Consider the following 12,567-nt stretch of genomic DNA (forward strand, 5'->3'; position numbering starts at 1 on the left):
CACCGCTCACGGCATCCGGCTCGTTCGCCACGCACCCTCTCCCTCACCTGTGACGCACATGTGCGACTCTGGTGCGATCTTATGACCACGCTTCACGGTCGTCCGGACCACGGCTTCGACCCGGCCGTCCCGCGATCGTCCTAGGGGGGACCCCAGTCATGAGCACGGCCCGCAGCGACGCGGCGACGGACTCCGCCACGCCCGACGAGGGGCGGGAGCGGCCGCCGGGGCGCCGCAGGCTCGCCCTGCCGGACGGTCTCCGACCGTACCTCCTGCCGCTGCTCCTGTACGGCGTGACGAAGCTGGTCGGCCTGACCGTCTTCGCCTGGCTGCTGGAGTGGGCCGGCGACTACCGCACGAAGAACCCGCGTTTCGGCGGAGGCGCCCACTGGTGGGACGTCCTGGCCAGCTGGGACGGCTGGTGGTACCTCCAGGTCGCCGAGAAGGGGTACGACCCCCGGCCGCTCCAACCGCTCGCGCCGGGCGGGCTGTTCACCGTCCAGCAGAACTCGGTGGCGTTCTTCCCCCTCTACCCCGGGCTGACCAGGGGCGTCTCGGAGGTCACGGGCCTCGGTCTGTACGGCTCCGCGATCCTCGTGTCCGTCGTGGCGTCCTTCGTGGCCGCGGCCGGGATCTACGCCGTGGTCGCGGCGCTCGCGGGCGTGCGGGCGGGCACGATCGCGGCCGGGCTGTGGGCCGTGGTGCCCGGCGCGGGCGTGGAGTGGGCGGTCTACTCGGAGTCGGTGTTCGTCGCGATCGCGGCCTGGTGCTGCTACTGCGTGATGCGGGGGCGGTGGGTGGCGGCCGGACTGCTGGCCTTCCTCGCCGGACTGAACCGGCCGACGTCGGCCGCGCTCATAGGGGCGGTGGGCCTCGCCGCGATCGTGACGCTGGCGCGGCGGGAGAGCAGGCGCGAGCAGGGGATCTCCGGTCCGGTCTACGCGATGGTCGCCGCGCCGCTCGGACTGCTCACCTATGTCGCCTGGGTCGGGCTGAGCATGGGCGACCTGACCGCCTACTTCACGCTCCAGCGCGAGGGCTGGGCGCACTACTTCGACTTCGGCAAGTACACCCTGGACGTCCTCGGCAACACGGCGGTCGGGCACAGCGACTATCTGTTCGCCTTCTCGGTGCCCGACCTGCTGGGCGTGCAGATCGTGCTGGCGCTGCCCTTCCTGATCGCGCTGATGCTCCGCAAGAGGCCACCGCTGGTGCTGGTCGCCTATGCGCTGGCGTCGATCGTGACGGTCCTGGGCACCCAGCAGATGTTCGGCAACACGGGCAGGTACCTGCTGCCGCTGTTCCCGCTGCTGCTCGCGCCGGCGGCGGCGCTGAGCCGGCTGAAGTGGCCGAGCCTGGCGGTGTTCTTCGCGACGGCGTCGCTCGCGTCGGGGTGGTACGCGCACTATGTGATCTTCGAGCTGGGCATCCCGTAGGCCGCCCGGGGCGGGCCCGTCAGGGGGAGGACGAGACCGCCGCCATCATGATGACCATCAGGAAGAACGCCCAGCCGGCCACCGACAGATAGCCCAGGATCAGGCCGGCCAGGGCGAACCCGTCGCCGCCCTCGCCGGAGCGGCGGATCTCGGCGCGCGCCTTGTGCCCGAGGATCACGGCCGGGATGCCGGTGAGCCCCATGGACATGGTGGTGAGGACACCGCAGACCATCGAGCCGACCGCCTTGCCGTTGGTGGGCGGGGGCGGGGCGGGCAGGAACGTGCGCGGGACGGGCGGGCCGTAGGCGGTCGGCGCGGCGAGCACCGACGGGACGGCCATCGGCCCCTGCGGGAGGTCGGAGATGACCAGTTGCAGCTCACCGACGGTACGGGCCTGGTAGGCGCGCTGCACCCGCTTCTCGAACTCGTCCTGCTGGAGGCGGCCTTCCCCGAAGCCCGCCCTGAGCACGTCCACCGCGCGCTCGCGATCGGCGTGCGACGCGAGCATCGAAGCGCCGTTGGGCACCTGTCCCTGCGGCTGCCATGGCGACGGATACGACACGGGCACCTCCCCCCGGACGGCTGGTTGCCTCCATCATCTCTCAACGCGTCCGGGCCGCCCACGGTTCCGCCACCACCGCCGGCGTCTGCGCGGCCCCGGCCCCCCTGGCTCCGGCCCCCCTCGCCCCACGGCCGGCGGAGCCGGGGCCCGCCGCGTGGATCACACCGAACTTTGCGGCAGCAAAGTCCCGGCCGGGTCACGCCCCTGCCGGAGGGTCCGCGCCCCCGCGAGCCCCGCCCAATGCCCCGAGCCACCCCACCGGCCGGGGTTTTTTCCTGCCCCCAGGGCCCGATATGCCCCACATCGAAACAAGCTCCCCAGGGAGGCACCACCCATGGCCCACCCGCTCTCCGCCGACGCCCTCGTCGCCGCTCTGGACGCCGAGGGCGTCACCGTCGTCGAACACACCGGCTGGCGGACCCACAACCGCAACCACAAGGGCAGTTGGGGCCCGGTCAACGGCGTGATCATCCATCACACCGTCAGCTCCGGGACCACCCGCTCCGTCGAGATGTGCTTCCACGGCTATCCGGCCCTGCCCGGCCCCCTCTGCCACGGCGTGATAGCCAAGGACGGCACGGTCCACCTCGTCGGCAACGGCCGCGCCAACCACGCCGGCAGCGGCGACGGGGCCGTCCTGGAGGCCGTCGTCGCCGAACGGGCCACCCTGCCCGCACCCCATCGCAACGACACCGACGGCAACGTCCACTTCTACGGCTTCGAGTGCGTCAACCTCGGCGACGGCAGGGATCCCTGGCCCGAGGTCCAGCTGGAGGCCATGGTCCGGGCGGCCGCCGCGCTGTGCCGGGCGCACGGCTGGAGCGAGCGCTCGGTGATCGGGCACAAGGAGTGGACGAACACCAAGGTCGACCCCCGGGGCTTCTCGATGGCGAACTTCCGCTCCCGGGTCGCCACCCGGCTCGGACACCCGGTCCCGCCCGGCTCGCCCACCCCCGCCCACCAGCCCTTCCCCGGCACCGACTGGTTCCGCGGGAGCCCGAGGTCGGCGATCGTCACCGCGATGGGCCGGCGCCTGGTCGCCGTCGGCTGCTCCGCCTACACGCACGGCCCCGGCCCGCAGTGGACCGAGGCCGACCGGGCCTCGTACGCCAAGTGGCAGCGCAAGCTCGGGTACACCGGCTCCGCCGCCGACGGCTGGCCGGGCCCCGCCTCCTGGGCCGCGCTGGAAGTCCCCCACGTCTGAGAAGCGAGGCCGCCGCGTCGGAGGCCCCGTGGGAGACGCCGAAGGGCGGTCACCCCGTGGGCAACGGGGTGACCGCCCTTCAACGCGTGCTACTCGTGCTTACTGGTTGTACGGACCGTAGTCGTAGTCCTCCAGCGGGACGGCCTGGCCGGAGCCGGTGCCGAACGGCGAGTAGTCGATGTCGTCGTAGCCGACGGCCGAGTACATCGCGGCCTTGGCCTCCTCGGTCGGCTCCACCCGGATGTTGCGGTAGCGGGACAGACCCGTACCGGCCGGGATGAGCTTACCGATGATGACGTTCTCCTTGAGGCCGATGAGGCTGTCGGACTTGGCGTTGATCGCCGCGTCCGTCAGGACTCGGGTCGTCTCCTGGAAGGAGGCGGCCGACAGCCAGGACTCCGTCGCCAGCGAGGCCTTGGTGATACCCATCAGCTGCGGACGACCGGAGGCCGGGTGACCGCCCTCCTGGACCACACGACGGTTCTCGGTCTCGAACTTCGAGCGCTCGACCAGCTCACCGGGCAGCAGCTCGGCGTCGCCGGACTCGATGATCGTCACGCGGCGGAGCATCTGCCGGATGATGATCTCGATGTGCTTGTCGTGGATCGACACACCCTGCGAGTTGTACACCTTCTGGACCTCGCCGACCAGGTGGACCTGGACGGCACGCTGACCCAGGATGCGCAGCACGTCGTGCGGGTTGGTGGCACCCACGGTGAGCTTCTGGCCCACCTCGACGTGCTCGCCCTCGCTGACCATCAGACGGGCACGCTTGGAGATGGGGTAGGCCATCTCGTCGCTGCCGTCGTCCGGGGTGACGACGATCTTCTTGGTCTTCTCGGTCTCCTCGATCCGCACCCGGCCGGAGGCCTCGGAGATCGGGGCGACACCCTTCGGAGTACGGGCCTCGAAGAGCTCGACGACACGCGGCAGACCCTGGGTGATGTCGTCACCGGCCACACCACCGGTGTGGAAGGTACGCATCGTCAGCTGGGTACCGGGCTCACCGATGGACTGGGCGGCGATGATGCCGACCGCCTCACCGATGTCGACCAGCTTGCCGGTGGCCAGCGAGCGGCCGTAGCACATGGCACAGGTGCCGACGGCGGACTCACACGTCAGGACCGAGCGGGTCTTGACCGTCTCCACGCCGTGCCGGACCAGCTCGTCGATGAGCACGTCGCCGAGGTCGGTACCGGCCGGGGCCAGCACCTTGCCGTCGACCACGATGTCCTCGGCGAGGCAGCGCGCGTACACGGACGTCTCGACGTTGCCCGTCTTGCGCAGGACGCCGTCCTCGCGCTCGGCGATCGCCAGCTTGAGGCCGCGCTCGGTGCCGCAGTCCTCCTCGCGGATGATGACGTCCTGCGAGACGTCCACCAGACGACGGGTGAGGTAACCCGAGTCGGCGGTACGCAGGGCGGTGTCCGCCAGACCCTTACGGGCACCGTGCGTCGAGATGAAGTACTCGAGCACGGACAGGCCCTCACGGAACGAGGCCTTGATCGGACGCGGGATGGTCTCGTTCTTCGCGTTCGACACCAGACCACGCATACCGGCGATCTGCCGCATCTGCATCATGTTTCCTCGGGCACCCGAGTCAACCATCATGAAGATGGGGTTCGTCTTGGGGAAGTTCTCGTTCATCGCCTCGGCGACCTCGTTGGTCGCCTTGGTCCAGATCGCGATGAGCTCCTGCGTGCGCTCTTCCTTGGTGATCAGACCGCGCTCGTACTGCTTCTGGACCTTCTCGTCCTGCGCCTCGTACCCGCGGACGATCTCCTTCTTCGCCTCGGGAACGACGACGTCGGAGATGGCCACGGTGACACCGGAACGGGTCGCCCAGTAGAAGCCGGACGCCTTCAGGTTGTCGAGCGTCGCCGCCACGATGACCTTGGGGTAGCGCTCGGCCAGGTCGTTGACGATCTCGGAGAGCTGCTTCTTGCCCACCGAGTAGTCGACGAACGGGTAGTCCTCGGGCAGCAGCTCGTTGAAGAGCGCACGGCCCAGGGTGGTGCGCAGGCGGAACGTGTCCCCCTGCTGCCACTCGGGCTCGCCCTCCTCCTGCGCCGGCGGGGTCCAGCCGCGCGGCGGGATGGTGCCCACCGGGAAGCGGATGTCGATCGCCGACTGGAGCGCCAGCTCACCGGCGTCGAACGCCATGATCGCCTCGGCCGTGGAGCCGAAGGACCGGCCCTCGCCCTTGGTGTCACGCAGCTCGCCGTCGGTGGTGAGGAAGAACAGACCGAGGACCATGTCCTGGGTCGGCATCGTCACCGGACGGCCGTCGGCGGGCTTGAGGATGTTGTTCGAGGACAGCATCAGGATGCGGGCCTCGGCCTGCGCCTCCGCGGACAGCGGCAGGTGCACGGCCATCTGGTCACCGTCGAAGTCCGCGTTGAACGCGGTGCAGACGAGCGGGTGGATCTGGATGGCCTTGCCCTCGACCAGCTGCGGCTCGAAGGCCTGGATGCCGAGGCGGTGCAGGGTGGGCGCACGGTTCAGCAGCACCGGGTGCTCGGCGATGACCTCTTCGAGGACGTCGTACACCACGGTGCGGCCGCGCTCGACCATCCGCTTGGCGCTCTTGATGTTCTGCGCGTGGTTCAGGTCGACCAGGCGCTTCATCACGAACGGCTTGAAGAGCTCCAGCGCCATCGCCTTCGGCAGACCGCACTGGTGCAGCTTGAGCTGCGGACCGACGACGATCACGGAACGCGCCGAGTAGTCGACACGCTTGCCGAGCAGGTTCTGACGGAAACGGCCCTGCTTGCCCTTCAGCATGTCGCTGAGGGACTTCAGCGGGCGGTTGCCGGGGCCCGTCACCGGGCGGCCGCGACGACCGTTGTCGAAGAGGGCGTCAACAGCCTCCTGAAGCATGCGCTTCTCGTTGTTGACGATGATCTCGGGCGCGCCGAGGTCGAGGAGCCTCTTCAGACGGTTGTTGCGGTTGATCACACGGCGGTACAGGTCGTTCAGGTCGGAGGTCGCGAAGCGGCCACCGTCCAGCTGCACCATCGGACGCAGGTCCGGCGGGATGACCGGCACGCAGTCGAGCACCATGCCCTTGGGGCTGTTGCTGGTCTGCAGGAACGCGGAGACGACCTTCAGGCGCTTGAGCGCACGGGTCTTCTTCTGGCCCTTGCCGGTGCGGATGATCTCGCGGAGCTTCTCGGCCTCCTCGTCGAGGTCGAAGGACTCCAGGCGCTTCTGCAGCGCCGCGGCACCCATCGAACCGTCGAAGTACGTGCCGAAGCGGTCACGCAGCTCGCGGTAGAGCAGCTCGTCGCCCTCGAGGTCCTGGACCTTGAGGTTCTTGAAGCGGGTCCACACCTCGTCGAGACGGTCGATCTCGCGCTGCGAGCGGTCGCGCAGCTGCTTCATCTCGCGCTCGGCGCCTTCGCGCACCTTGCGGCGCACATCGGCCTTGGCGCCCTCGGCCTCCAGCTCGGCCAGGTCGGTCTCGAGCTTCTTGGCGCGGGCCTCCAGGTCGGCGTCCCGGCGGTTCTCGACCTGCTGGCGCTCCACGGAGACGTGCGCCTCCAGGGAGGGCAGGTCGCGGGTACGGCGCTCCTCGTCGACGTACGTGATCATGTACGCCGCGAAGTAGATGACCTTCTCGAGGTCCTTGGGAGCCAGGTCGAGCAGGTAGCCCAGCCGGCTCGGGACACCCTTGAAGTACCAGATGTGCGTGACGGGCGCGGCCAGCTCGATGTGGCCCATCCGCTCACGGCGCACCTTGGCGCGGGTCACCTCGACGCCGCAGCGCTCACAGATGATGCCCTTGAAGCGGACGCGCTTGTACTTGCCGCAGTAGCACTCCCAGTCCCGGGTCGGACCGAAGATCTTCTCGCAGAAGAGTCCGTCCTTTTCGGGCTTGAGGGTGCGGTAGTTGATGGTCTCGGGCTTCTTGACCTCGCCGTGGCTCCACTGACGGATGTCGTCAGCGGTGGCCAGACCGATCCGGAGCTCGTCGAAGAAGTTGACGTCGAGCACTATGCGTCAATCCCTCTCAGGGTTGTAAGTCTTGGGGTCTGAAACGGGGGTCCCGGGGCCGGAGGCCTTCTGGATGAAGGCCTCCGGACTCCCGTCAGACCTCTTCGACGCTGCTCGGCTCGCGCCGGGACAGGTCGATGCCGAGCTCCTCCGCAGCGCGGAAGACGTCCTCGTCGGTGTCACGCATCTCGATGGACATACCGTCGCTGGACAGCACCTCCACGTTCAGGCAGAGCGACTGCATCTCCTTGATGAGCACCTTGAAGGACTCGGGGATGCCGGGCTCGGGGATGTTCTCGCCCTTGACGATGGCCTCGTAGACCTTCACGCGGCCGGTGACGTCGTCGGACTTGATGGTCAGCAGCTCCTGGAGGGCGTACGCGGCGCCGTAGGCCTCGAGGGCCCACACCTCCATCTCACCGAAGCGCTGGCCACCGAACTGCGCCTTACCACCCAGCGGCTGCTGGGTGATCATCGAGTACGGGCCGGTCGAGCGGGCGTGCAGCTTGTCGTCGACCAGGTGGTGCAGCTTCAGGATGTACATGTAGCCGACCGAGATCGGGTCCGGGAACGGCTCACCGCTACGGCCGTCGAACAGCCGCGCCTTGCCGGACGGGAGCACCATGCGCTCGCCGTCGCGGTTGGGGATGGTGTGCTGGAGCAGACCCGCCAGCTCGTCCTCACGGGCGCCGTCGAAGACCGGGGTCGCGACGTTGGTGCCCGGGGCGACCTGGTCGGCGCCGATCGCCTGGAGGCGCTGCGCCCACTCGTCGGCGAGACCGGAGACGTCCCAGCCGCGGCTGGCGAGCCAGCCGAGGTGGATCTCCAGGACCTGTCCCGGGTTCATGCGGGACGGCACGCCGAGCGGGTTGAGGATGATGTCGACCGGGGTCCCGTCCTCGAGGAACGGCATGTCCTCGATGGGCAGGATCTTGGAGATGACACCCTTGTTGCCGTGACGGCCGGCGAGCTTGTCACCGTCGGTGATCTTGCGCTTCTGCGCCACGTACACGCGCACCAGCTGGTTCACACCGGGGGGAAGCTCGTCGCCCTCCTCGCGGTCGAAGACGCGTACGCCGATGACCTTGCCGGTCTCGCCGTGCGGCACCTTCAGCGAGGTGTCACGGACCTCACGGGCCTTCTCACCGAAGATGGCGCGCAGCAGGCGCTCCTCCGGCGTCAGCTCGGTCTCACCCTTCGGGGTGACCTTGCCGACGAGGATGTCACCGGCGATGACCTCGGCACCGATGCGGATGATGCCGCGCTCGTCGAGGTCGGCGAGGACCTCCTCGGAGACGTTCGGGATGTCCCGGGTGATCTCCTCGGGGCCGAGCTTGGTGTCACGGGCGTCGACCTCGTGCTCCTCGATGTGGATCGAGGAGAGGACGTCGTCCTGCACGAGGCGCTGCGACAGGATGATCGCGTCCTCGTAGTTGTGACCCTCCCACGGCATGAACGCGACCAGCAGGTTCTTGCCGAGCGCCATCTCGCCGTTCTGGGTGGCCGGACCGTCGGCGAGGACCTGGCCCTCGATGATCCGGTCGCCCTCGTTGACGATGACCTTCTGGTTGACCGAGGTGCCCTGGTTGGAGCGGGCGAACTTGGCCAGGCGGTACGTGATGTACGTGCCGTCGTCGTTGGCCGTGGTGATGTAGTCCGCGGAGACCTCCTGGACCACACCCGCCTTCTCGGCCTTGACCACGTCGCCGGCGTCGACGGCGGAGCGGTACTCCATGCCGGTGCCGACGAGCGGGGACTCGCTCTTGATCAGCGGCACGGCCTGGCGCATCATGTTCGCGCCCATGAGGGCACGGTTGGCGTCGTCGTGCTCGAGGAACGGGATCATGGCGGTCGCGACCGACACCATCTGGCGCGGCGAGACGTCCATGTAGTCCACGTCGTCACCGGCGACGTAGTCGACCTCGCCGCCACGGCGGCGGACCAGGACGCGGTTCTCGGTGAAGCGCAGGTCGTCGTTGAGCGTGGCGTTGGCCTGCGCGATGACGTAGCGGTCCTCCTCGTCGGCGGTCAGGTAGTCCACCTCGTCGGTGACCTGGCCGTCGACGACCTTGCGGTACGGCGTCTCGACGAAACCGAACGCGTTGACCCGGCCGTAGGAGGCGAGCGAGCCGATCAGACCGATGTTCGGGCCTTCGGGCGTCTCGATCGGGCACATGCGGCCGTAGTGCGAGGGGTGCACGTCACGGACCTCGAAGCCGGCCCGCTCACGGGAGAGACCACCCGGGCCGAGCGCCGACAGACGGCGCTTGTGGGTGAGACCCGACAGCGGGTTGTTCTGGTCCATGAACTGCGACAGCTGGCTGGTGCCGAAGAACTCCTTGATGGAGGCGACGACCGGCCGGATGTTGATCAGGGTCTGCGGCGTGATCGCCTCGACGTCCTGGGTGGTCATGCGCTCACGCACGACGCGCTCCATCCGCGCCAGACCCGTACGGACCTGGTTCTGGATGAGCTCGCCGACGCTGCGCAGACGACGGTTGCCGAAGTGGTCGATGTCGTCGGTCTCGACGACGATCGTCTGACCGCTGTCGCCGACCGTCTCGGTCTCGCCGGCGTGCAGCTTGACCAGGTACTTGATCGTCGCGATGACGTCCTCGACGGTCAGGACACCGGCGTCCAGCGGCGCGTCCGCGGCCAGCTTCTTGTTGACCTTGTAGCGGCCGACCTTGGCGAGGTCGTAGCGCTTGGGGTTGAAGTAGAGGTTCTCGAGCAGCGTCTGCGCGGCCTCACGCGTGGGGGGCTCGCCCGGACGGAGCTTGCGGTAGATGTCGAGCAGCGCGTCGTCCTGGCCCTGGGTGTGGTCCTTCTCCAGGGTGGCGCGCATGGACTCGTACTCGCCGAACTCCTCGAGGATCTGCTCGGTCGTCCAGCCGAGCGCCTTCAGGAGGACGGTCACGGACTGCTTGCGCTTGCGGTCGATGCGGACGCCGACCATGTCGCGCTTGTCGATCTCCATCTCCAGCCAGGCACCCCGGGACGGGATGATCTTGGCGGAGAAGATGTCCTTGTCGGACGTCTTGTCGATCGAGGAGTCGAAGTAGACACCCGGCGAACGGACCAGCTGCGACACGACGACACGCTCGGTGCCGTTGATGACGAAGGTGCCCTTGTTGGTCATGAGCGGGAAGTCGCCCATGAAGACCGTCTGGGACTTGATCTCGCCGGTCTCGTTGTTGGTGAACTCGGCCGTCACGAAGAGCGGAGCCGCGTACGTGAAGTCGCGCTCCTTGCACTCGTCGATGCTGTTCTTCGGCGGCTCGAAACGGTGGTCGCGGAAGGTCAGCGACATCGACCCGGAGAAGTCCTCGATCGGAGAGATCTCCTCGAAGATCTCCTCGAGGCCGGACTTGGTGGGGACGTCCTGACCGTTGTCCAGAGCCTCCTCGACCCGACTCTGCCAAGCGGTGTTGCCGAGCAGCCAGTCGAAGCTCTCGGTCTGCAGCGCGAGCAGGTTCGGAACCTCGAGAGGCTCCTTGATCTTTGCAAAAGAGATGCGCAGCGGGGCGGTGCTGGCGGCGTTGTTCGTATTCGCGGTCGAGGCGTTGCGCGAGGCGGCCAAGAGGGGGTCCTTCCGAGGGCTCGGACTCACTACGCGCGTACCGGCCCCTCTCCTGCACACGGAGACAGAAAATCCCAGGTCAGGGATGATCAAGTCGTCGATGTCAAGTGAGGGCAGACCCCTGGTGACGGACAGGGGACAGCTAACAGGCAGCGCAAAGGGTCAGTGTAGCCAACCGGCACACTGATGTCCAGTCTCGTTTTTCAGAGACCCTTGCTGCCCTCAACGCCTGCGCCACATGCCTGCCTTCAACGCGTTGATACTGCCCTCTTCGCCGTCGATCCATGCCTCGGATTCGGATCCTTGTGACGACGCGTCCTGAGAATTGCGCGCTGCGTGCGGTTCGTCAAGGCCCCCCTGCGTAGAACCCGGGCCGCGGGAGACACGACGAAGATCACCATACCCCCCGCCGTCACGGGTGCAAGGCAACCGTGGCCGACCCCCGGCAACGCCGAAGAGCGACCACCCGGATGGATGATCGCTCTTCGGCGCTTGGGCGTTACAGGCTCGCTGAGCCCGAGTTCCGGGCCTGGTGGGCCCGGAGGGTGTTACTTGACCTCGACGGAGGCGCCGGCACCCTTGAGGGCCTCGGCGGCCTTCTCCGCGGCGTCCTTGGCGACCTTCTCGAGAACGGGCTTCGGGGCGCCGTCCACGAGGTCCTTGGCCTCCTTCAGACCCAGCGAGGTCAGCTCACGCACGACCTTGATGACCTGGATCTTCTTGTCACCCGCGCCGGTCAGGACGACGTCGAACTCGTCCTTCTCCTCCTCGGCCTCGACCGGGGCGCCGGGGACGGCGGGACCGGCGACGGCGACCGCAGCGGCGGCGGTGACGTCGAACTTCTCCTCGAACGCCTTCACGAACTCGGAGAGCTGGATCAGGGTCATGTTCTCGAACTCGGCGAGCAGTTCGTCCTGGGTGAGAGCCATGATGGCTTTCCTTCCACTAATTTCGGCTGGTGCCGGATGTACATGTCTGGCGGGCGTACGATCGGCCCGCTACGACCCCCTGCGTCAGGCGAGCTGCCTGGCGCCGGCGGTCATTACGCGAGCCGAGTTACTCGGCACCGCCCTGCTCGGCCTGCTTGGCACGAAGCGCCTCCGCGGTGCGGACGAACTTCGACGGGAGCGCCTGGAAGACCTGAGCAGCCTGCGTCTGCTTGCCCTTCAGGGCGCCCGCCAGCTTGGCGAGCAGAACCTCGCGGGACTCGAGGTCCGCAAGCTTCTTGATCTCGTCGGCGGACAGCGCCTTGCCGTCAAGGACACCGCCCTTGATGACGAGGTTCGGGTTGTCCTTGGCGAAGTCACGAAGACCCTTCGCCGACACCACCGGGTCACCGGTGACGAAGGCGACCGCCGTCGGACCGTTGAACAGGTCGTCGAGCGTCGTGATCCCGGCCTCGTTGGCCGCAATCTTGGTCAGCGTGTTCTTCACCACGGCGTACTGGGCGTTCTCACCGAGCGAGCGGCGCAGCGTCTTGAGCTGCGCCACGGTGAGACCCCGGTACTCGGTCAGCACGGCGGCGTTCGAGCTACGGAACTGCTCCGTGAGCTCGGCCACCGCGGCAGCCTTGTCGGGCCTTGCCATAGAGCGTCGGCCTCCTTCCGGGTGATGAGGACCGCTCGGAAGGGGCTGGGACAGACGAAACGCCCCGGCGCAGGCGCACGGGGCGTAGCTCGACCGGACGAGAACCGTCGAAGGACGGAATCCGGGCCGGGAGCACTTCCACAGTCACCTGCGCGGGTCGTCCGCATATCAAGCGGATCCTTCGGCCACCGGACCCTCTTTC

Annotated in this window: 7 protein-coding genes; 2 read left to right on the top strand and 5 right to left on the bottom strand. The window is 68.0% G+C overall.

Features of this window, described 5'->3' with window-relative positions:
- Positions 1 to 158: 158 nt before the first annotated feature.
- Positions 159 to 1,436, top strand: a complete 1,278-nt coding sequence (locus tag AQJ58_RS13440; protein ID WP_067249223.1) for a glycosyltransferase family protein — start codon at positions 159 to 161, stop codon at positions 1,434 to 1,436.
- A gap of 19 nt (positions 1,437 to 1,455) precedes the next feature.
- Here the strand turns inward: AQJ58_RS13440 and AQJ58_RS13445 are convergent, their stop codons facing one another.
- A complete protein-coding gene (locus AQJ58_RS13445; RefSeq protein WP_067249226.1) occupies positions 1,456 to 1,944 on the bottom strand; it encodes a DUF1707 and DUF4190 domain-containing protein in 489 nt (162 codons plus the stop codon).
- A 388-nt stretch (positions 1,945 to 2,332) separates the two neighbouring features.
- Here AQJ58_RS13445 and AQJ58_RS13450 point away from each other — a divergent pair, with 388 nt between their 5' ends.
- Positions 2,333 to 3,202, top strand: a complete 870-nt coding sequence (locus tag AQJ58_RS13450; protein WP_067249229.1) for a peptidoglycan-binding protein — start codon at positions 2,333 to 2,335, stop codon at positions 3,200 to 3,202.
- A gap of 99 nt (positions 3,203 to 3,301) precedes the next feature.
- Here the strand turns inward: AQJ58_RS13450 and AQJ58_RS13455 are convergent, their stop codons facing one another.
- The 4 genes from AQJ58_RS13455 to rplJ form a co-directional block, all read right to left on the bottom strand.
- Entirely contained in the window at positions 3,302 to 7,198 is a 3,897-nt protein-coding gene (locus AQJ58_RS13455; protein WP_067249232.1) for a DNA-directed RNA polymerase subunit beta', read from the bottom strand.
- A gap of 94 nt (positions 7,199 to 7,292) precedes the next feature.
- Complete coding sequence (rpoB, locus tag AQJ58_RS13460; RefSeq protein ID WP_067249235.1) at positions 7,293 to 10,778, bottom strand: DNA-directed RNA polymerase subunit beta; 3,486 nt, start codon at positions 10,776 to 10,778, stop codon at positions 7,293 to 7,295.
- Between the two features lie 548 nt (positions 10,779 to 11,326).
- On the bottom strand, positions 11,327 to 11,710 hold the full coding sequence (gene rplL / locus AQJ58_RS13465; RefSeq protein ID WP_107122032.1) for a 50S ribosomal protein L7/L12: 384 nt from the start codon (positions 11,708 to 11,710) through the stop codon (positions 11,327 to 11,329).
- Positions 11,711 to 11,834: 124 nt separating this feature from the next.
- The gene (gene rplJ, locus AQJ58_RS13470) at positions 11,835 to 12,365 is read right to left on the bottom strand and encodes a 50S ribosomal protein L10 (RefSeq protein WP_067249241.1); all 531 of its coding nucleotides are present in this window, start codon (positions 12,363 to 12,365) and stop codon (positions 11,835 to 11,837) included.
- Positions 12,366 to 12,567: the final 202 nt, after the last annotated feature.

Source organism: Streptomyces sp. DSM 15324, from assembly GCF_001514285.1.
Lineage (GTDB): Bacteria > Actinomycetota > Actinomycetes > Streptomycetales > Streptomycetaceae > Streptomyces.